Annotated in this window: 17 protein-coding genes; 9 read left to right on the top strand and 8 right to left on the bottom strand. The window is 44.4% G+C overall.

Annotation, left to right across the window (positions count from 1 at the left end; genetic code table 11):
• Window positions 1-51 precede the first annotated feature (51 nt).
• Window positions 52-558 carry an OmpH family outer membrane protein gene (locus tag ACLSU7_RS04640; RefSeq protein WP_413294392.1) on the bottom strand — a complete coding sequence of 169 codons (507 nt, stop codon included), beginning with the start codon at window positions 556-558 and terminating at the stop codon, window positions 52-54.
• Between the two features lie 39 nt (window positions 559-597).
• Complete coding sequence (bamA, locus tag ACLSU7_RS04645) at window positions 598-2,997, bottom strand: outer membrane protein assembly factor BamA (protein WP_413294393.1); 2,400 nt, start codon at window positions 2,995-2,997, stop codon at window positions 598-600.
• A gap of 260 nt (window positions 2,998-3,257) precedes the next feature.
• Between bamA and ACLSU7_RS04650 the strand changes: the two genes are divergently transcribed.
• A complete protein-coding gene (locus tag ACLSU7_RS04650) occupies window positions 3,258-4,070 on the top strand; it encodes a S1 family peptidase (protein ID WP_413294394.1) in 813 nt (270 codons plus the stop codon).
• Window positions 4,071-4,087: 17 nt separating this feature from the next.
• Here ACLSU7_RS04650 and ACLSU7_RS04655 read toward each other — a convergent pair whose 3' ends face one another.
• The 5 genes from ACLSU7_RS04655 to ACLSU7_RS04675 form a co-directional block, all read right to left on the bottom strand.
• Window positions 4,088-4,771, bottom strand: coding sequence for an ABC transporter ATP-binding protein (locus ACLSU7_RS04655; RefSeq protein ID WP_413294395.1), 684 nt, complete (start codon window positions 4,769-4,771; stop codon window positions 4,088-4,090).
• On the bottom strand, window positions 4,764-5,996 hold the full coding sequence (locus ACLSU7_RS04660) for an FtsX-like permease family protein (RefSeq protein WP_413294396.1): 1,233 nt from the start codon (window positions 5,994-5,996) through the stop codon (window positions 4,764-4,766). The genes ACLSU7_RS04655 and ACLSU7_RS04660 overlap by 8 nt, the downstream gene beginning before the upstream one ends.
• A protein-coding gene (gene prfB / locus ACLSU7_RS04665; RefSeq protein WP_413294397.1) for a peptide chain release factor 2 occupies window positions 5,993-7,124 on the bottom strand; the annotation gives its coding sequence in 2 pieces (ribosomal slippage) (window positions 5,993-7,042 and window positions 7,044-7,124; 1,131 coding nt in all). Before prfB ends, ACLSU7_RS04660 begins: the two co-directional genes overlap by 4 nt.
• A gap of 65 nt (window positions 7,125-7,189) precedes the next feature.
• Entirely contained in the window at window positions 7,190-7,636 is a 447-nt protein-coding gene (gene ybeY / locus ACLSU7_RS04670; protein ID WP_413294398.1) for an rRNA maturation RNase YbeY, read from the bottom strand.
• 7 nt (window positions 7,637-7,643) lie between these two features.
• Window positions 7,644-10,058, bottom strand: a complete 2,415-nt coding sequence (locus ACLSU7_RS04675) for an HD family phosphohydrolase (protein WP_413294399.1) — start codon at window positions 10,056-10,058, stop codon at window positions 7,644-7,646.
• A 115-nt stretch (window positions 10,059-10,173) separates the two neighbouring features.
• On the opposite strand from ACLSU7_RS04675, the gene mazG reads away from it, so the two are divergent.
• Window positions 10,174-10,974 (top strand): nucleoside triphosphate pyrophosphohydrolase, encoded by an 801-nt coding sequence (gene mazG / locus ACLSU7_RS04680; RefSeq protein WP_413294400.1) that lies wholly within the window; start codon window positions 10,174-10,176, stop codon window positions 10,972-10,974.
• Window positions 10,975-11,358: 384 nt separating this feature from the next.
• Here mazG and ACLSU7_RS04685 read toward each other — a convergent pair whose 3' ends face one another.
• Window positions 11,359-12,312, bottom strand: coding sequence for an HNH endonuclease (locus ACLSU7_RS04685; RefSeq protein ID WP_413294401.1), 954 nt, complete (start codon window positions 12,310-12,312; stop codon window positions 11,359-11,361).
• 1,301 nt (window positions 12,313-13,613) lie between these two features.
• On the opposite strand from ACLSU7_RS04685, the gene ACLSU7_RS04690 reads away from it, so the two are divergent.
• The 7 genes from ACLSU7_RS04690 (at window position 13,614) to ACLSU7_RS04720 (ending at window position 21,077) form a co-directional block, all read left to right on the top strand.
• Window positions 13,614-14,666 (top strand): hypothetical protein, encoded by a 1,053-nt coding sequence (locus ACLSU7_RS04690; RefSeq protein WP_413294402.1) that lies wholly within the window; start codon window positions 13,614-13,616, stop codon window positions 14,664-14,666.
• Window positions 14,667-14,681: 15 nt separating this feature from the next.
• On the top strand, window positions 14,682-15,302 hold the full coding sequence (locus ACLSU7_RS04695) for a PilZ domain-containing protein (RefSeq protein WP_142699821.1): 621 nt from the start codon (window positions 14,682-14,684) through the stop codon (window positions 15,300-15,302).
• Window positions 15,277-15,984 carry a MotA/TolQ/ExbB proton channel family protein gene (locus ACLSU7_RS04700; RefSeq protein ID WP_413294403.1) on the top strand — a complete coding sequence of 236 codons (708 nt, stop codon included), beginning with the start codon at window positions 15,277-15,279 and terminating at the stop codon, window positions 15,982-15,984. Before ACLSU7_RS04695 ends, ACLSU7_RS04700 begins: the two co-directional genes overlap by 26 nt.
• Window positions 15,985-16,051: 67 nt before the next feature.
• On the top strand, window positions 16,052-16,597 hold the full coding sequence (locus ACLSU7_RS04705; protein ID WP_413294404.1) for an ExbD/TolR family protein: 546 nt from the start codon (window positions 16,052-16,054) through the stop codon (window positions 16,595-16,597).
• 1 nt (window position 16,598) lies between these two features.
• Entirely contained in the window at window positions 16,599-17,099 is a 501-nt protein-coding gene (locus tag ACLSU7_RS04710; protein ID WP_413294405.1) for an ExbD/TolR family protein, read from the top strand.
• A gap of 4 nt (window positions 17,100-17,103) precedes the next feature.
• Complete coding sequence (locus tag ACLSU7_RS04715) at window positions 17,104-20,814, top strand: tetratricopeptide repeat protein (protein WP_413294406.1); 3,711 nt, start codon at window positions 17,104-17,106, stop codon at window positions 20,812-20,814.
• Between the two features lie 14 nt (window positions 20,815-20,828).
• Entirely contained in the window at window positions 20,829-21,077 is a 249-nt protein-coding gene (locus ACLSU7_RS04720; protein WP_413294407.1) for a hypothetical protein, read from the top strand.
• The last annotated feature ends 7 nt before the right edge of the window (window positions 21,078-21,084 follow it).

Consider the following 21,084-nt stretch of genomic DNA (forward strand, 5'->3'; position numbering starts at 1 on the left):
CTATGCTTGAATTTAAAAAGGGCCCCGTTAGGGCCCTTTGAGTTTTCAAAACTATTTTTCTTTCTCGTAGGCCTTGATTACTTCGTCTGTCAGGTCAGAGTCCGGAGTGGAGTACAAAACGCCTTGGTTGTTTTCAAGAACCAAAGTGTAACCTTTGTCCTTTGCCAATTTACCAATAACCGTTTTCATTTTAGTCAAAATTGGAGCGGTCAACTCGCGCTCTTTCTTTTGAATTTCCATCTGGCTTTTGCCCACGATATCACGGTACTTGATCATTTCTTCCTGGAATTCTGCTTGTTTTTTACCAAGAGCTTCTTCAGAAAGAACTGATTTTTTCTTTTCAAGATCTTCACCCATCTTTTTCAGATCAGCTTCTTTTTTCTCAAGATCTTTTTTCTTTTTATTGAACTCAGTTTCAAGTTCAGTTTTAGCTTTTTTACCTGCAGTCGTCGCTTGGATAGCTTTCTGCATGTCTACGAAGCCTACTTTGCTGTTTTCCGCTGCTTGGGCCGCCACTGTCATCATGAACACAGTCGCTGCGATAATCATTCTTCTCATCTTAAATTCCTCCATAAAATTTAAACATTCAAAATCAAATTAGAAACTTGGACCAATCGAGAACTCGAACACCGAGGCATCGTGGTAATTCGGATCACGGTTCAGCGGGAAGCCCCACTCGAATCTCAACACCCCGATCGGAGAGTACCAACGAAGACCGAAGCCCACGTCTGCAAACCAGCTGTCGCTCGTCAAGACGTCGTCAGCGGCACCCACGTCAAAGAATCCTGCTCCCATGATGCCAGCATCTTTAACCAAAGGGAACTGCAATTCAGTACGGGCCATTGCCTGTTGAGTACCACCATAGAAACGCATTGCCTGAATCTCTGCTTGCTCAGGAGATAGTGGCGGATTAGTCACAGCTGGATTCGTCAAATCATTATAAATTTTTTGAGATCTCTTCATTTTACCAACACGGTAAGAACGGAAACCACGTAGCGAGTAAGGTCCACCCAGTAAGTACAATTCATTGAATGGAACATCCTGACCATCAAGACCATCGATGCGCGCATACTGAAGATCATTTCTCCAAACCACATCCCAGAAGATATTTTTGAAGTAGTTAAATCTTGTGCTTGCACGGTTGTACTTTAACTGACCAAAGCCCGCGTACTCATAGGAAGCGGAAGCGAACATCCCTTTAGTTGGAGAGAAGCGGTCATTACGAGTGTCGTATTCCAACGTACCCGTCAAAGAAATCGTTTCACCAGAGGCTGTCGCCAACGGGAACAAATCTTGGTCCGTGATCACCTTACCAGATGCATCCTTACGCTCCGTCAACTCAGACTTGTCGTACTTTGCACGCAAGAAACCACGAGTGAATTCGGCGATGGGATGACCCATACGAAGCGAGACACCTGTGTGATTTTCGTCATAGTCCACGCGTCCCGTATTCATACTGCGATAGACATCCCCGCCCAAAGACCACTCTGTGTCATTGAAGTACGGCTCTGTGAAAGACAAGCTATAGTAGCTGCCTGTTCCACTTAAGTTAACATTCGCACCCAGGTTTTGACCACGACCCAAGAAGTTCGATTGCTGAACCGAACCTTGTAACGTGAAACCTTGAGACGTTCCGTAACCGGCACCCAATTGGATTTGCCCCGTATTACGTTCCTTTACTGAGATATCGACATTCATCACATCTGTTCTTTCCGGATCCACAGATGTTTTAAAGTTTACGTCCTCAAAGAAGCCCAGACGTTGGATGTTTTCCAAGGACTGACGACGACGAGTTTCGTTGTAAAGCTCGCCTTCGTGAACTTTCAATTCACGACGCACAACTTTGTCACGAGTTTTAGAGTTCCCGACAACATTGATTTTACCGAAGTAAACTTTGGAACCTTTGTCGAACTCGAAAACCAAGTCCATCTTACGTTCTTTATCGTTGGCCCGCGTGCGCGGGATCACATTGGCAAACGCATAACCCAAGTCACCGTACTTAGCTGTCAACTCGCTGATGTCTTTTTGCAAAACTTCGTAAGAGAAAACGCCGTTCTTGTCGATCTTGATGGCTTCGTATAGTTCTTCTTTTGGGAAAAGCAAATCGCCCGCAAAATCAACGTCGCCGACTGAATACTGCTCACCCTCTTCCACGTGGAAAGTGATGTAGATGTTTTTCTTATCCGGAGTCACTGTCACTTGAGGACGATCGACCTTTGCCTGCACGTAACCTTGGTTGTAGTACATGAAACGAATGATCTGAACGTCACGATCGAACGCTTCTTGCTTATATTGACCCGAGCCTGACATCGCCGAGAAAAAGCCACCCTCTTGAGTGATCATTTTACTTTTAAGCTCCGTCTCCGTCAGATTTTTAGCTCCAAGGAATGTGACCTTGCGAACTTTCACCTTGTCATTTTCGCGAATTTTGAAAACCAGGCGCACAGTTTCATCTTGAGTGATGTTTTGCACCTCGGCCTCAACACGAGCCAGGAAGAAGCCTTTATCTTCGTAAAGTTTTTGAACTTTCTCGACTGCTTCTTTAACTTTGGACATGTTCAAAAGCTGATATGCCTTAATCCCTGTGGCATCAGCGATGTCCTCAGACTTGATTTCGCTGTTACCTTCATAGGTGATTTCAGTGATGGAAGGTTTTTCCAAAACTTTATACGTCAACACGGCTTCTTTGCCTGTGACTTGACGATCCACTTCGATGTTGTTGAAAAAACCAAGTTTGAAAAGTGCTTCCACATCCGCACGCACAGTTGCTGAATCATACTCAGCCCCGGCTTTCGAATTGATCTTGGTTAAGATCGCATCTTTTTCGATTTTACGATTGCCTGCCACTTCGATGGATTTAATGGTGATACCAGAAGATGTCGCTTGAGTTTGCGCAGACGCCGTCGCCCCATTTTTCTTGGGAGCTTTTTTCTTGGGAGCCGCCATCGAAGTCGATGTGGCAGTAACTAATAACAAAGTACACAGAAGCTTAATCAAGTTCGAATCTCCAACCGAGAGGGACCTTTCACGGTCTCAATTTTCAAAAATCTCAAAGATTTCTCGATAGTTACCTTTTAAACTCGAAAATCGTAGCCCACGACCGAAGTCTAGTACATAAAAAAGCGACCGAGTGACTAGCGGCGGCACACGGGTCAAGAATTCACAGAGCGATAACGCTAACTGACTTGTGGACAATTAATCACTTCAAAACAACGTCTCTTGTTCCGATAAATGGAATGTCCTTCAGAGGTGATTTGATGAAATTATCAGCACGACTATTAGCATTAGTTCTCTTCGCAAGCTTAGCCGCGTGCAGTTCTGTGCCTTACAAAAACATCGATCGCTTCCCGAATATTGTTGGTGGAGACAAAGTAAGGGCCGATGACATCCTGGTTAAAAAAGTTGTTCTAATTTTAGGCACAACGCAAATGGGCGGTCGCGGTTACTGCACAGGCGTGATGATTGATAAGGATGTTGTATTAACGGCTGCTCACTGTATCAACTCTGCGATTAAAAAATATTACGTCATTCCACACATCGACATGTCACCGGAGTCGGGCTTTGACCGCGTGACCCACTCGATCCCCGTCACCAACTGGATTCTGCATGAAGAGTACTTAGATGACGGAAATAAACACTTCAACGATGTGGCTCTGCTGAAATTAGAAAAAGCTGTTCCAGAGGACTACGTCCCGGTTCCGCTCTATGACGGAAAAGCGAAACTTTCGGAACAGGAAGTGACTTTGGCAGGATACGGCCGAACTTCTGAAACTTCTATTGATGCGAGCTACCTTCGCTCCACAACTAAAAGCCTTAAGAATGTTTTAGTGAATTACAAAGGCGAAAAGGGAGCCATGTATTTGACGGAAGGTGAAATCAGAGGTGCTTGCGAGGGCGACTCGGGAGGGCCTGTTTTCTACAAGGTAAATGGTGAATATCAGTTGGCGGGAGTGATCTCTACCACCTTCGGTCCGGATGCGATGACCTATTGTCACGGCATCGTGAAAGCGATGTATGTTCCCGATTATATCCCTTGGATCGAAAAGAATAAGCCGCGTTTAAATCACTAGGCGGACGAGGCTTGTCCTTAGACCCAAAGACCGTCTTTCATTCTGTAAACTTTTGGGAATCGCGTCGCAAACGTCAAATCATGGGTCACGATCACCAATGCCAATTTCATTTCTTCTTTTAAACGGAAAAATAATTCTTGGATTTTTGCACTCGTGTTCGAGTCCAAATTCCCCGTGGGTTCATCAGCAAATAAGATTTTAGGATGACGAACCAAAGCGCGAGCAATCGCCACACGCTGCAGCTCCCCGCCCGACAATTGATTCGGGTAGTGATCCGCGCGGTCGGCAAGTCCCATGAACTCCAATAAGTGCAATGCTTTTTCTTTCGCAGCCTTTGGTGATTCCCCTGCCACTCGACAAGGAATCATCACGTTTTCCACCGCATTGAATTCGCTTAACAAGTGATGGAATTGAAAAACGAAGCCCATTTCCGCATTACGAAATTTGGAAAGCTCCTCGTCATTCATCGCCAGCAGGTTTCGACCTTCAAAAGTCACCTCACCCATTGTCGGACGATCGAGCGTTCCCATGATTTGCAAAAGGGTGCTTTTCCCCGCTCCCGAAGAGCCCAGAATCGCAAGAGCTTCGCCCCCATGGATGTCCATACTTACACCGCGAAGGATTTCCAACTCGCCATTACCGCTCGGGTAAGACTTATGAATATTGCGAACGGAAAGAAAATTGCTGGTTGGATTATTCATTTCGCAGTCCTTCCATAGGATTAAGATCAGCCCCACGTTTTGCAGGAGCGAGAGTCGCAAGAAAACAAATCAACATCGTCGCACAACAAATCGCGACGGTATCTAGAAAGCGGACGTTCACTTGAATAGAATCAACTCGGTACACGGCACCTGAGATCAATCCCAAACGGCCCTGCGCCCAGTTGAAAAGCACGCATAAGATCAGTCCTAAAATAAAACCCAGAATCAATCCCGCCCCACCCAAGATCAAACCTTGGGCTGCGAAAATTTTAATGATGTCTTTGCGGCTGACCCCGACGGTTTTTAAAATCGCGATGTCTTTAAATCTTTGCATGACGTTTACAAACAGCGAGGACGAGATATTAAAAGCGGCCACGAAAATGATGATAGAGACGACAAAGAAGATCACGGGGCGCTCAACCGCCACGGCATCGAACAGATTTTCATTCGAGTCGCGCCAGTCGCGAACCCAGTAAGGTGCGCCTAAAGCTGTACTGATACGAAACCCTGCCTCGCGGGCATAGGCGGCATCATCAAATTTCAACATCAAGCCCGTGTAACGATCACCGATGGCTGCTACATTTTGAGCGACCTTGAGGTCGATCATGATAAAGCGTTCATTCCATTCGTATTTTCCAAGCTCGACGACACCTTGCAATTTAAAGGTGCCGACTTTTCTATTAAAGCTTGAGGGATCCGAGGAGTCTGCGATCGGTAAAACCACGCGGAACTGATCACCGATTTGAAGTCCCATTTTTTTAGCCAGTCCCGATCCGATCAATGCCAGGGGCACGTCAGAGGGTTCTGATAAATCAGCAGAGCCTTCTTTCACGCGGCTTCCTAGATTCAATGTCTCATTAACGCGGTCTTTATCGATGCCCTCTATAAGAACGCCCGAAATTTGCCCGTTGTGAGCCATGATGCCTTCAACATAAACAAAACGCGCAGAGCTTACTAATTTAGGATCGGCTTTACGGATTTTTTCTTCCAGTTCGCGCCAGTCATCGGGAAAGCGCGAACGTTTTACGACCTGCACATAACCCGAAACATCGGTCATGGCTTTTTGCAAAGTCGTTTCAAAACCACTCATCACGGCCATGGATACAACTAAAGACGCCACACCCAAAACCAAACCAAATAAGGCCAAGGGAGCAGCTCCCCCGAACAAGGTTCTTTTTGAATTCAGCAATTTCCAGGCAATCCAGATGAGGGAGTTTCTATTCACGAGGGCTTCACTTCCTGGTTCACCTGCTCTTTCAGGTAAGCCATGATAAAGCCGTCCAAATCACCGTCCATCACGTCATCCACCTGATTGGTTTCAAAATCCGTGCGGTGATCTTTGACCATTTGATAAGGGTGCATCACGTAAGAACGGATTTGCGATCCCCACTCATTGGCTTTTTTTGATGAGTTCATCGCGTCTTTTTCGGCATTGCGCTTTTCAAGTTCAATTTCGTAAAGTTTCGCCTTCAACATCTTCAAAGCTTTTTCACGGTTTTGCACTTGAGAGCGTTCAATCTGACAAGACACGATCACACCCGTTGGGATATGAGTCATACGTACGGCAGAGTCCGTTTTATTCACGTGCTGACCGCCGGCGCCGCTAGAACGATAAGTATCGACTTTTAAATCCTCGGGACGAATTTCAATATTGATGTCGTCATCAACCTCCGCCCAGGCAAACACTGACGAAAACGACGTGTGGCGACGAGCGTTCGAGTCAAACGGAGAAATACGCACAAGGCGATGAACTCCTGATTCCGCTTTTAGGTATCCATAAGCATACGGGCCTTCGATAAGCAGCGTGCAGGATTTGATTCCTGCTCCCTCGCCCTCGGTCATCTCGATGACTTGGGTTTTATAACCATGCTTGTCAGCGTAACGCGTGTACATGCGCAGAAGCATTTCCGCCCAATCACAGGACTCGGTCCCACCGGCACCCGAGTTGATTGAAAGGTACGTGCTATTGCCATCAAGTTCTCCATTAAGAACTCGTTTTAATTCTAAATCTTGCGCTAATTTTTCTAAGGAAGAGACTTCCGTTTTTACTTCCGTAAAACTCGCCTCATCGGTGGCTTCTGCTGCCATTTCCAGTAGGACTGAAGCATCACTCAAACGACTCGTAAAAGAATCAAACTCGCCCACGGCTTTATCCAGCAGGCTTTTTTCCTTGTTGAGCTTTTGCATTTCTTCGGGCTTACCCCAGAGTGCGGGATTTTCTGCCTGAATCGCGAGCTCATCAAGGCGCTTTTTCTTTTTATCTAGGTCAAAGATACCCCCGAAGCTCCTTGGCGAAGCTTTCGAGTTCGTTGATACGTTTTTTAACGTCTGAGGATTCAGTAATAATCGACATTTATATCCCTACTTCTGATCCAGTCATCCTGGACCCGATTATAGTTATTTCTAAATGTCAGGGTGTCAAGTGGGGCTACGCAGCAAACGCTCAAAGATCGCATCCTGAAGATCGAACATCTCTTTGGCGTCTTTTTCATTCGTCTCGTGGTCGTATCCCAAGAGATGCAGCGTTCCGTGCAAGAGCATGTAACCCAGCTCTTTTTGGAATGTCAGCTTGTGTTCCTTCGCTTGTTTTTTCAGCACTTCAGGGCACAAAATAAGCTCGCCGAAACTTGAAGGGTCCATCGAGTCAAATGACAAGACATCCGTGGCATAGTCTTTCCCACGGAATTCGTTATTGATCTTTTGCGCGGGTTTTTTATCTAAGAATACCAACGTTAATTCACGACGGGCTTTTTCAGCGTTTAATACCTTACGCTTTTTAAGCTCGGCCACGACTTGATCCATCCATTCCTGAATGAACTTGCGGGGCACCGTGTGTTTCGATTCATTGATGATCAGAACCTGCATACTGTCCTTATTTTGGCGCCGGCGTTGGCGTAGACTCGCCCAACTGGCCACCGGCCGAGCGTGGGTAATCAATACGCTGATGGTATATACCCAAAAGGATGCGAATGAAAGCGGCTTCAACTTTGGAAATATCTTTCAGGGTCAAATTACACTCATCCAACTGCCCGTCAGAGAATTTTCTTTGCACGATATTTCTAACGATGTTTTGTAAGCGCGCTGGTGTGGGTTCATCCAGGGATCTTGCCGCCGCTTCGATGGAATCCGCGAGCATACACAAGGCAGCCTCACGAAATTGTGGTTTCGGACCTGGATAACGGAAATCTTGATCGCTGATTTCCGGGTCTTCTTCTTTTTTAAGATCTAAGGCTTTGTTATAGAAATACGAAATCAACGTGGTTCCGTGATGCTGAATAATACCATCGATAATCGGCTTACCTAATTTATAAGCCACACCCATCTCCACCCCGTCTTTTACGTGGGCGATCAACAGGGTTTTACTCATGAATGGCGAGATATGATCGTGAGGGTTGTTTCCGGGTTTTTGATTTTCGATAAAGTAGTTTGCGTGCTCCATTTTACCGATATCGTGGTAATAGCACATAACTTTACCCAAGAGCGAGTTCGCACCGATTTCTTCGGCCGCGGCCTCCACCATCGAACCCACCATCATCGAGTGATGATATGTCCCTGGGGCCTTGACGATCATGTCTTTTAAGAGCGGATGATTTAAGTTTGATAGTTCCAGGAGTTTTACGTCTGTTGTGTAGTTAAAGATGGATTCCAATAATGGAATGAACATCATTGCACACAGCGAGCTTAGGATACCGCCGATGAAACCTGCTGGAATGGCGAACAGGATCTCTCTTAATGCGCCCTCTTGATCAAAACGAGTCATTGTTAGAACGAAGGCGATCACCAAGGCGTTCACAACACCGGTTCTGACTCCGGCAAAGTAAATGTCGTTTCTGGTTTTACAGTTGAACACGCCACGAGCGGCAGCGATACCGCCGATCATACTAAATAACATCAGCGCGTAATTGTAATCGACCATGATGCCCAGACAGAGGGAAACGAAGGCTGTGTAGAGCCAAACGATTTCGCCGGATGTGATCAAAAGGCCCACTAACATCGGACCGGTCGCAATCGGTGCTGCATACAGGAAGAATGTTGCTGGTAATAAGTGACCCAGTTTTGAAACGAAAGCAGCGTCGATCACGAACAGGTAGACTTTCGTGAATAAGATCGTGCCGAAAGTGATCAGCATCATGACCATCAGGTCTTTGAAGTCTACTTTCACTCGGTTAAGGCTGAAACGTTTTAAGTAGGAGAAGAATACGATAATCGCCATGGAAAGCATCAGGGCCATGGCCAGGGCTGTTAGGTCTTTACGTTTATCAGAGCGGATGTTTTCGATTTGTTTTACGACTGCCATGTGGAATGGCTGAACGACGGAACCTTGGGCCACGATCACTTGGTTCTTTTTGATCGTGATATTCACTGGGATCACCGCATCTCGGGAGGCTTGTTTGCGGCTGGCTGTTTCTTGCTTATTCAGCGTCAGATTCGGCACCAGGAGTGATCTTGCGAAGTACAGGATGTTGGCGCGGTCACCCTCTTGAAAACGATCTAATTCTTTGCGGTCTTCCAGGGTGAAGTGATCTGGATCTTGGATGTCCATGATTTCCGCACGGGAAATGTTGAATTCACGACCCAGATTGTTTCTGTGAACCACGCGGGCTACGACCGTTGTCTGCCCTGCTGGAATAAAGCGATCCGGGGCTTCGGCGATTTTTTGTTCGTACCAGTTTTCTAGGTTACGAATCATGATGGCTTCGATGCGGGCGCTGAACTTGTTATCGATCAGCCACTCGTACATGAAATCAGAAACACTCACGCCCAGTTCTGATTCGAATTCTTTTTTGTATTGGAAGAATTCCTTAACTTTGGCTCTTTGCGCGGCTGGCTGTTTTGGCCATGCGACTTCGCGCTGGTAATTTCGCATCGTACGGAAGGAATGGATTAACCCCAGGGATACACGTTCAAATACGCTGGTATCGAAATCGTAAACGACCGGTACTGCGTACTCGGCCTTCATCCGCTTTTCTTCTGTCGTTACTTCGTCGGTCATTTCAAAACCGATGGGCGATGTTACGTCGTATTTTGCGACGTCACCGACGTTGAAGTTATAGGGCACATCGAATTGATAAAAGATTGTGTAGGAGAGTAGGACGCAGTACAGGAAAATAAAAGCAGCTCTGCGCACGAAAAGCTTTTCTTCCAGCATATGCAACGCACGTCCGAAGAAAGTTTTCTCAAGGCCAATGGAATCTACCCAGTCCAAAAATTTTAGACTGTGATCTTCGTAATTAACCCGAGTCGCATGACTCTCATTTTTTTTTGAACCTTTACCACGCTGAGGCATATTACAGACTGTTGTCCTTATCCCGATTAGCGTATCGCTAATTAACTTAATTGTCGAAATCACTCTGTGTTTGCGCTAAGATAGAGCGGATTCCATCAAAAAGTCGAGGCGCTGTATGGCAAAAACTCCTTCTGAATTACGTAATATTGAGTCCTTGGTCGAGATCGTCGCAAGTCTTCGCGGCCCCGACGGCTGCCCTTGGGATAAAGAGCAGACTCATGAGTCTTTGACCCAGTATGCAATCGAAGAAACTTTTGAATTGGTGGAGGCCATTGAGGATGGCTCTGCCGAGCGCGATCGCAAGATGAAAGATGAATTGGGCGATGTGCTTTTTCAAGTGGTTCTTCATTCACAACTCGCTTCCGAACGTGGAGCATTTACTCTGGCTGATGTGATTGAAAATGTGGCAAAAAAACTGGTGCGCCGCCATCCTCATGTGTTCGGCGATGTGAAGGTGGCTGATGCTGCTGAGGTTGTTAAGAACTGGGATGAGATTAAAAAGAAGGAAGCTGGTGCTAAGCCTGATTATGCATTGAAAGTACCGCCACTTCCCGCTTTGCAGCGCGCTTATAAAATAGGCAAACGCACGGAGAAATACAAATTCGACTGGGAAAATGTTGAAGGCGTGATGTTAAAGGTCGAAGAGGAGTTCGATGAACTGCGCGAGGCTTTGGATAACGACGTGGATTCTGAAATTGAGCATGAGCTTGGGGATGTTTTATTTTCGTTAGCACAGCTGGGTCGTCACTTGGGTATGGAGCCTGAGCAGGTTTTGCGTAAGGGTAATGCTCGTTTTGAGGAGCGGTTTAATAAGATGGTTGAATTTGCTTCGGCTGATGGGAAAGACTGGGGCGCTCTGAATGTGGAAGAGAAAGAGCAGTTTTGGTTGAAAGCTAAGGCGGCTCTTAAAAAGTAATTTTATCGGGCCATTCTTTTGGGTTTGGCTCCTTCCACTTCTACTTCTACTTCCTCATACCTCATTCCTCATTCCTCATTTGCTATTCTCTATTCTCTATTCTCTATTCTCTATTCTCTATTCTCTATTCCCTATTTCCTATTTCCTATTCCTTATTCCTTACTCCTTATTCCTTATTTCTTATTTCTTATTTCTTATTTCTTATTTCTTATTTCTTATTTCTTATTTCAAATTTCAAATTTCAAATTTCTATTTCCCGCTTTCCAAAGACAATCAAACATTCATTTTGAAAACACTCATCTCATTCCTTTTAAAACAAAACTTCCATATTCTGCTAAAAGCGCCCAACAAAGAGCGCTCATATCTGCATTTTCAATAAAACTCTCAATTAAGATTCATTCCCGCCTGCTGTCTGTAGCGCAATCGATTATGCTGACCACATAGAGCCTGTAAGTTTGCTTCTGAATTATCTCCTCCTGCCCAGCGGGGAATAATATGGTCAACCTGAAGACCCATTTTGCTTTCACAGATCAAACCCGTACTTTTATCCACGAATTGACAGCAACGATCTCGCATCAGAATAAATCGACGAGTTTTCGGCGTGATCGTTTTATTATGACTCACCATAGACACCGCTTCGGTGTTTTTGCGATTCGCTCCATACTGCACTTCAGGAGTTTCCTGGTTGGAAACGGATGAGCCATCAATCGCAATTTCTTTTGAGCCTACTTCCTTCAATTTAATGAATTGCGTGCAAAGGACCTCAATCAAACCTGCCAACGAATGATCGTGATTTTGTTGAAGCAAATGGAAGCCGAGCTGTTGGGACTTCATCAATAAGTCGTGTTGCTCTTTGGAAAGAGTTATTTGCAGATGAACCGATTCATCCTTTTGAACCAGCTGCTTTTCAGTCGGCTTCAAAGGCAAATCTAGTGCAGATGAAAGCTCTTTCTGCGTATCCCAACAATTCTTGCCGTCAACCAAGGCAAGCAATGAAGCTTTTTCTTCAACTGACACATCAGTTTTTTGAACTCGCTCCTTTTGTTTGATCGCGCTTGAAACCTGGCACAATTGAGACAAATTCAGTCTGCCCTCTTCGACTTTATTTGCAATTTCTGGAACGTCCCTCATTAAACGAGCAGCATAAAGTCTTTTCTCGGCGGCGGTTTTGCTGTAACCGTGCGTATGAATCAAATAGCTCAACGTAGAATCGAAACCACGCTCCAAGAACAATCGACGGGAATCGATTTCTTTGTTGTGTTCAAGAATGATATGCAAAATCTTGCGCTCGTTCTTTACGAATACTTTAAAGCTAGCTTCTAATTCATCATTATTCATCTTGGAAAGTTTGTTCATATAATTCCTTTCGATGAGATTCTTATAGCACGGGATTTCCCGGCCTGTTTTCGAGTCGCATCAAGGTCCATTTTTAAATCCACACTCAAAGCAATAGAAACGGCTACAAGAAGAGAAATCAGGTATTTGGAATTTTTTGGAATAAAAAGTAAGATCACCTGACCAAGCCAGTCCTCGAATGAAGAAAAACCCGTCAACAATATTTATGTTACAACTTTTTCAATGACATAATGTAGACACCGCTTCGGTGCTCAACCAACCAACCAACCAACCAACCAACCAACCAACCAACCAACCAACCAACCAACCAACCAACCAATCAATCAATCAATCAACCAATCAATCAATCAATCGTTGATTCTTTTGTTATTTATTGAAGAGCCCCAAAAATCTCTTCGATCGAATTCAATTTACGAGCAGCATATGAATTTCAGATCAAGGCGCGTGTAACGTTCGATCCCTGACCGGTCTTCCTTTCGCTTTTCTTTTTGCTCTTTAAGAAGTTTTTCTTTCCGCCAGTTTTGGATGTGCGTTTGCGAGATTCACAATAGATGATGAAGGTAGATTTTCTTTAATGTGGGGAAAGAAGTCCTACAACTAATCAGATGGGGAGTACCGCAAAGTGGTTGAATGAATGAATGAATGAATGAATGAATGAATGAATGAATGAATGAATGAATGAATGAATGAATGAATGAATGAATGAATGAATGAAAAAATATATCCCCATCTCACACTCCCCAGCAAAATAAAACCCACCGCAGAAAAAATAATGATCCCATTAGACAAAAAATCCTAAATCCAATTTCTGTCGAACTCTTTGCCCAAGCGACAACAAAACTCCACATCAACAAACTGAACACATGCAGAAAGACTTTCCACTTCCGCGGAAATTTACGCCCACATTCCGTACGGGTGAAAACAAAGTCGACCGTTTTCAGCAAAAACACACCGATGTTCCTGCAAACCGCCCGAAAAAATGTAAGTGAAATTCGTCAAAAAGTTCGACGAATTCGAGGAACTTCCTAAAAAAACACAGACTTACCCCGAGTTCTCAAGAAATATTTCCCGCAAAACGTCCAAAATGTTGACGACTGAAAAATATTTTTGCCCTGGTGTTCGCGATCACCATCTATGATTTCAATACTTTACCGCGTCTCATAGTGAAACCGTTTTTGAATAAAAAAATAAAATCACTAGGTTGCGGTCAATTTCAGTTTTGTCACTAATTAAACGAAACTGAATCCATCACGAACATGGTGGGGCTCAGGAGGGCAAACCGTATGATCAATCAAATCGCTCGCAAGTCAGTAGTAGTTGCTTCAGCGCTAACAATGCTAGCTGGTTGCGGAAAAAGTGGTGGTACTTACTCTACCCTCGCTGATTCAGATTCTTATAAGCAGGAAGCTGTCTATGTACCAAAGAAAATCGACATCCTTTGGGTGATCGATAACTCTGGTTCCATGAAAACATCTCAAGACAACTTGGCTGCGAACTTCCAGTCCTTCATCGCGCGCTTTAACCAAAACAACAGTGACTTCCACATGGCTGTGGGTACAACTGATGCTTGGGAAAAACAGTTCAACGCATCTTCTGAAAAAGCAAGACTAAGAGATGGTACAGGCGCAGTTGGTTCTTCCACTCGCTCTGGCGTTTATGTGATGGATAAAAATACACCGAACTTGAGCAATGTTTTCGTTACGAACGTAAAACAAGGCATCAACGGTAACGGTGACGAACGTGCATTTGAAAGTATCAAACAGATCCTTAACGATCCGTTTAATGCTGGCTTCCGTCGTCCAGATGCAACGCTTGCTATCATCATCGTATCTGACGAAGAAGACTTCTCTCAGTCAGTAAGCACATTCAGCGAAAGCTATACGAACAATAAACTGTACCCAGTACAGAATTACATCGACTTCCTAGATACTTATACTGGTGGTACAGCTAACGGTAGAAACTATTCTGTTTCCAACATAGCTATCCAAGATACAGCTTGCCGCGATCAATTGAAAACTGACAAGTTCCCGACTCGCTACCATGAAATCACTAACAAAACTGGTGGTATCAACGGTTCCTTGTGCTCGAACTTCGGTACAACTTTAGAGTTGATCTCTGATTCGATCATCCAGTTGTCAGCTTCTTTCAAACTGACTCGCGAACCGATTCCAGAAACGATCGTAGTAACTGTTGATGGCGTAACTGTTCAACAGAATTCTACTAACGGTTGGACTTACGATGCCGCAACTTTGACGATTACTTTCCATGGCAGCGCGATTCCAAATGCGAACTCTAACGTGAAAATCAACTTCGATCCGAAATCGATCAAGATCTAAGAAAAGGATTGTGTAATGGGTGGGGAACAATCTGCAGCAGCAAATCTTGAGCAATGGTACATCCTTCGCGGGGACATGAAATACGGTCCCTACGAATACAGATCCATGATCTCAATGATCCAAAACGCTGAGCTTCAAGATTATAACTATGCTTGGGCTCCGCATCTTGAAAACTGGACCCTCGTTGGCGAGCTTCCAGAATTCTCGAAAGACCGCTTGGCCCGTTTGATTCAAACCAAGGATCACTTGTCTGGCGCTTTCATCGAAAGAAAATTTCCGCGTAGAGATTTGAAAACTCCTATCTACGCCCACAATGACCATTCATTCTTTGATGGTCACACTTTGTCCGTCAGTGAGAACGGGGCTTTAGTTCTGTTGAACGATCCCCTTCTATACTTAGGTCAAAAAATCATGCTTCATTTCAGAAGTTCGGATGTAAATCCTGTAGAATTTAATGTTCTATGCGAAATCGTCCGAAAGAATTATTCGAAACAAAGACTTAACGTGAAATCCGGCTTGCACTACGCTGTTCGTTTCCTCCAGGTGCCAGAAGCTGGTTCGGTTCAATTAACTAAATGGGCTCGCGGTGGCGGTTCCAAGGGGGAAACAAATGGCATTCTTAAAGTTCATGAATGAATCTGGCGTCGTAGGCTGGTTAATTCTTCTTACAGGTATCGGTTCACTAGTGTTGGTCGCAGAACGTGCGAAAATGCTCTATAAAGAGTACGGCATGAATGTGGACGAGTTCATGGGTAAAATCCAAACTCTAGTTCTAGCTAAAAAATTGGACGAAGCTTTGCTTCTTTGTGCACAACTTGAGAAAAAACCTCTGGCTGCTGCTTTCAAAACGATCCTTGAAAAAGCTGATCGTGATGACGACACAATCTTCCAAGCACACGATATCGCTTTGTCTGAAAACGTACCTTTGTACACAAAACGCCTTCACTATCTTTCAATGTTAGCCAACGTTGCTACGTTGATGGGTCTTTTGGGTACGATCCACGGTCTGATCTTGTCGTTCCAAGCGGTAGCATCTGCTGACCCTGCTTTGAAACAACAACTTTTGGCGCAAGGTATCTCGGTATCCATGTATACAACAGCGTTGGGTCTTGCGGTTGCGATCCCTGCGATGGTGTTCTTCTCTTTCCTAACTTCTCGTCAAAATGAGTTGCTAGAAGAGATGATGGAAAAATGCGGTAAGTTGACAGAGTTGTTGACGAGCGCACACATTCCAAACCTTTCTCGTCAAAACGTATTCCCAGACCACGTTGCTGCTCCAGCAGTAACTCCTCCATCTGCTCCAGGCAAGGCTTCTTAATTGAAGCCTTCGGGCAAAGCTTATTCAAAAGCTTAAGATGGAACTTTAAATCTTATTGGGTGGGTGTATGAGACGCGCTAAAAAAATCAAAATCAATCACAACAGTGAGTTCGAATTGGACTTGGCGCCACTACTTGCCGTGATGGTGAAGCTAGTACCGGTACTTCTGGTATCTTCAGCGTTCGTGCAAATGATGGTGATCGAAACAGAACTGCCACAAGTGGTTTCTGAAGCGATCCAACGTAACGAACAAGACACTAAACCAACTTTAATCTCCCTTGAAGTTGATGCAAAAGATGGTTTCACTGTCGTGATCAATAAAGCTGGCAAAGAAAGCACAGAGTCTGTTCCTTTGAAGGACGGTCACCTGGACTTGCCTGCTCTGCACGCAAAATTAGTTGAAGTGAAAAGAGCCAATCCTGAAGTTTTCAAGATTGAGCTGAACCCTGATGGCAAAATCCCTTACAATGACATCGTTAAAGTAATGGATGAGGCCCGCCAGGCTCACGATAGCAAAGTGACATTCCCTGTTTTCGACACGAAACAAGGTAAGAATGTTGAAACGAAGTACATGTTTCCTGAAGTTATCTTCTCGAACATGATGGAGGGCTAACATGTCACGCCGTCGTCGCTTTGACCCGAACATCAAAAAGAATTCCACATTCGCACTGAATGTAACCTCAATGACGGATATGTTTACGATCCTTCTGGTGTTCTTGTTACAATCTTACTCGACTTCTGACGTAGAGATCATCCCGGAAAACGGTTTGCGTTTGCCATCCTCGGCTTCAACGTCAAATCCGGTTAACGCCGTGAAAATCTCTATTTCTAAAGAAGCTTTAAAAATCGACCAGACCAAAATCGCAGATGTGAAAGATGCAGAATTCCTGCCTCAGGACCTGGAATCTTCGGATACGAATTTTATTAAGCCATTGTTCGACAAACTGGACCATTTGGCTAAAAATTCTACCGAAAAGGAAAAATGGGTCAAAGAAGGCAAGATCCTATTGCAAGCAGATAAAGACCTCCCTTATGCGACACTTCGCAAAGTGATGTACACGGCTTCAATGGCTGGCTTTCCTCAGTTGAAATTGGTGACCCTCGTAGGGGATTAATATTATGAAACTGCAGACGCTAACGCTCATTTTAGCAATACATTTATTCTCGTTGTTGTGCTTTGCAGAAAAGAATGAAAAAGGACTTATCCCAGAAGTCCGTATGTCTAACGACGAAGGTGAAAACGAAAAGAAAGCTCTTCGTTCCGAGTTGATGATCACTCGCTCGGAAAATAAAGCGATCGATTCCCTTCAAGCGGTCATAAAAAAGCAAAAAGGCTCATCTAACGAGGCGGACTTATGGTACCGCCTTGCGGAGCTTTACATGCGCCGTTCTAAGTCCGGTCGTTTCTTTGACTTGAACCGTGACAACCCGATGATGAAACTCTCCCCGTTCCCGATTCCCAATGAAAAAGGAACTGAGTCAGTTAAACGCGCGATGAAAATCTATTCCAAAATCGAATCGGACTTCCCAAAATTCCGTTTCATGGATGAGGTTCTGTTCAACAACGCCTTTGCTCACCAACAAGTGGGTCAAATGAAAGGTTCGAACGAACTTTATCAACGTCTTTTGACGAACTTCCCAAAATCCCCATTGGTTCCGGACGGAACATTGGCTTTGGGTGAGTTGCTTTACGACCAAGGCAAATTTGCTGCGGCCCTGGAGCAATTTGAAAGACTCGAAAAATTCCCAAACAGCCGTGTTTATTCCTACGGTATGTATAAAGCCGCTTGGGCTTGCTACAACATGCGCGATAGCGAATGCGGTATCAAGAAACTGGTTCAGGTTGTAAAAAACAATCCACCACTTCAAGATGGCGAAGTCCCAACAAACCGTCACAATCTTCGTAAAGAAGCTTTGCGAGATTTGACGATTTTCATTGGTGACTCCTACCCTGCAAATAAACTTTATTCTTTCTTTGAAGACATCACAACGACTGAAGAGTTGGGTGAGTCTATGATGAACCTTGCGAAACTTTACGAATCGCACAGCCGTCAAAAAGAAATGAATATCTTCCTGGAAGAATACATCGATAAACATCCAACTGGTCCGGATGTGGTTAAATCTCATTTGCTATTGGTTGAAGCCAACGAGACGTTGAAAAAACGAGATTTGGTTTTGAAGCACATGCAATTTGCTTCGGATCTGTGCCGTGCTGATTCTTCATGGAAAAAAGAGCAGAAAAAAGACGCCGTTATCACTTCTTGTGATGAAGGTTTCCGTCGCACCAGCCTGGATATGGCAAAAAAATGGTGGGAGATTTGGCTTAAGAACAAACAAAACACTGAATTCTCCAACCTGACTCAACAATTGTTCAAATTGATGTTGGATATCGAAGATCCAGCGAAACCTGATTTGAAAACACGTTTTGCTTATGCGGAACTGCTTTTCCAATTGGGTAAATACGATGAGGCGTCAACGCAATATAAAATGGTGGGTGATAAATCCACTGACGATATTTTGCGCCACGATGCGAACTACGCTGCCCTGTTCTCGAAAGAAAAATCTGTCGAGAAAAAGTCAGAACCTTTAAAGGAATCCGAGCGTAAAGAACTGGCTGCAAACTATCTGGCGAAACACCCGACTGGGAAGTACGCTATTGCGGTTAAGTTTAAAATCGGTCACATCGCTTACGAAGAAAACAATTACCCTGAAGCTGAAAAATGGTTGAAGCCTTTGACGACATTGAAAGGCAACGACGATATCCGCAGAAAATCAGAAGACCTGGTTTTGGATATGCTTAATATCAAAAAAGACTTCGTGGGTATCAAAGAGTTCTCGAAACAAATCGCGAACTCCACGACAGATGCTTCCCGTAAAAAGAACATGAACAAGATCCAGGAAGAAGCACACTTTACTGAAATTCAGGAGTTTGCAAAAACTGGTGATAAAGATCAAGCGGCTCAAAAGTTGATTGCCTACGCGAAAGAGCATGACAACTCCAAGCTTTCTCAAGATGCTTTGTGGCAGGCCATCGGTATTCTTTATACTGAAGGCAAAGTCTATGACGCTGCTGAGATGTCTTTGAAATACGTGCAAAAATATCCAGACGACAAAAAGAACCTGGACGCCTTGAAAGATGCTGCAAAAGCTTATGCTGAGATCGGTCAGACAGCAAAAGCCGCTGATACCTTGGCAAAAGTAGCGGAGCTGGATAAAAAAGGTCGCAACCAATACCTGGAAGCAGCGGCTGATATCTACGTGATGGAAAAACGTGTGAAAGATGCCCGTGCCTCTTATATGGGTATCCTTTCAGCAGCAGACAGCAAAACAACAGAGCGTATTTATGGTAAACTTCTTGATTCTTATAAAAACGACAAGAAGTCCCCAGAGTACGATAAGCTTTTGAATCAGATTTCTGCCAAAGGTATCGAGCCTTACACGACAGAAGCGATGATTGAAAAAGCACAAGCCTTGCTTGACGCAGGCAAAATGACGGCGGCATTTGATCTTTCGATGAAAGCCAACGGTCGTTCTGTTCCTGCAGAAACTCGTGCAGCAGCCCGTCTGATTCAGGCAGCCGTATTGGAAAAAGAATTCATCTCTCAAAGTGTGAAAGCGCGTGAAGAGAAATTCGCAACAGTTCTTGCAATCAAAACTGAAAAGCTTGATAAAGCGCAAACGGCTTACGTCACAGCTTTGAAAATGTCGAAAGACCCATATCAACAGTTAGATGCTTTGCGCGGTATTGACCGTGTGTATGGCAACTACATTGATAGCTTAACGTCCATGCCACTTCCCGCTTCATTAAGCGCGGATGATCAAAAACAGTTGCGTGGTGAGCTTGCGAAATTGACGAATCCTATCCAGGATAAAAAGAACGACAACGATGCGAAGTTAAAAGCTTTGGCAGCGACTGTTGGCCAATCCGCAACAACAACTCGTTCTTACGTGAGCATTGGCGCTGACAAAACAATCACTCCGATTGCACAGTTCCCGGCTCCGGAAAAATTGGGTGTATTCCTTCCTTCTTCTCCAGATATGACGATTGGGAAAGTGTCTCGTTATGAGATTCGTCCTAATAAGACATGTAACAAAACGGCTGTAATGACTGGCGATATTTCAAAAGTAAACACTTTCGAAGTTGCGGCAAATTGTTATGGTTCTAGACAGTTCGACATCGTAGAAAAACTGGGCCTGGAACTCGCTAAGAGAAAAGAAACAAGAGCCCTTGGTCTTTTCTATGCAAGCGTAGGTAGCGAAGGTAAGGGTTATAGCGACAAAGCGATGTGGTTAATTGATGCTGCATTGAAGGCTCAACCTGAAGCGTCTCCTTATGTATATCAAAAAGCTCGTTTGACATATAAGGAAGATGGCATCAAATCCGCGATGCAATATTTTGAGAAGGTTTTGGACATGCAAATGCCTTCGACAGAAATGGAAACTTTCGCTGGCGTGAAAGCTTTCTCAGAGGGAGATTTCTCTCGAGCTGTCGAAAAATTTTCTACACTCCAAAAAGATCAGTTGTATACTTTAAATGTGGGAACGCTTTTGAGTGAATCATATGCTCAAAAGGGTCAGGTCGATAAAGCTCTGGCAATGATCAAAGATTTGATCACTGCGAATAAGAAAGACAATATCGACTACCTTCTGGAACAAGCTCATATCCTTGAGACTTTCAAAGGAAGCCCCACGCTAGCGTTGGATTCCTATGAAAAGGCATTCAAAGCCAGCAGCGCGCAAGCAGATTTGCGTGAATGGTTAAGCAAAAAAATTCAGTTTATCAAAAATCAAAACAAAGTCGGTCAGCACGTAACTTCGGGAGACTTGTAGTATGGAGGGTACAAGTGAAAGCTTTCATCCAATTGATGACAGTTTTTCTTCTTCTGGGGTCAGGGACTGCATTTGCTAAGCAAAAAACAGTTCGCAAAGTCCAGGAAGTAAATTTCGGTGACATGAACCTCAAGGGTACAGTTCGTAACCCTGATGGCGCATATCTCGTACAAAAACGCGGTATCAAATTTATGCCGTTGTATGACGTACAAAAAGATATGGACGGCCGTATCAGGGAATCTGCGCTGTATTTGAATAACTAAGATTATT

This window comes from Bdellovibrio sp. HCB185ZH (assembly GCF_047302455.1).
GTDB lineage: Bacteria > Bdellovibrionota > Bdellovibrionia > Bdellovibrionales > Bdellovibrionaceae > Bdellovibrio.

What these genes read in the sequence shown, in the direction of transcription:
- ACLSU7_RS04715 (WP_413294406.1), top strand. Translation starts at nt 17,104, where the DNA reads ATGAAACTGCAGACGCTAACGCTCATTTTAGCAATACATTTATTCTCG.
- ACLSU7_RS04675 (WP_413294399.1), bottom strand. Translation starts at nt 10,058, where the DNA reads ATGCCTCAGCGTGGTAAAGGTTCAAAAAAAAATGAGAGTCATGCGACT.
- ACLSU7_RS04705 (WP_413294404.1), top strand. Translation starts at nt 16,052, where the DNA reads ATGAGACGCGCTAAAAAAATCAAAATCAATCACAACAGTGAGTTCGAA.
- ACLSU7_RS04690 (WP_413294402.1), top strand. Translation starts at nt 13,614, where the DNA reads ATGATCAATCAAATCGCTCGCAAGTCAGTAGTAGTTGCTTCAGCGCTA.
- ybeY (WP_413294398.1), bottom strand. Translation starts at nt 7,636, where the DNA reads ATGCAGGTTCTGATCATCAATGAATCGAAACACACGGTGCCCCGCAAG.
- ACLSU7_RS04650 (WP_413294394.1), top strand. Translation starts at nt 3,258, where the DNA reads ATGAAATTATCAGCACGACTATTAGCATTAGTTCTCTTCGCAAGCTTA.
- ACLSU7_RS04695 (WP_142699821.1), top strand. Translation starts at nt 14,682, where the DNA reads ATGGGTGGGGAACAATCTGCAGCAGCAAATCTTGAGCAATGGTACATC.
- ACLSU7_RS04655 (WP_413294395.1), bottom strand. Translation starts at nt 4,771, where the DNA reads ATGAATAATCCAACCAGCAATTTTCTTTCCGTTCGCAATATTCATAAG.
- mazG (WP_413294400.1), top strand. Translation starts at nt 10,174, where the DNA reads ATGGCAAAAACTCCTTCTGAATTACGTAATATTGAGTCCTTGGTCGAG.
- ACLSU7_RS04700 (WP_413294403.1), top strand. Translation starts at nt 15,277, where the DNA reads ATGGCATTCTTAAAGTTCATGAATGAATCTGGCGTCGTAGGCTGGTTA.
- ACLSU7_RS04640 (WP_413294392.1), bottom strand. Translation starts at nt 558, where the DNA reads ATGAGAAGAATGATTATCGCAGCGACTGTGTTCATGATGACAGTGGCG.
- ACLSU7_RS04685 (WP_413294401.1), bottom strand. Translation starts at nt 12,312, where the DNA reads ATGAATAATGATGAATTAGAAGCTAGCTTTAAAGTATTCGTAAAGAAC.
- ACLSU7_RS04710 (WP_413294405.1), top strand. Translation starts at nt 16,599, where the DNA reads ATGTCACGCCGTCGTCGCTTTGACCCGAACATCAAAAAGAATTCCACA.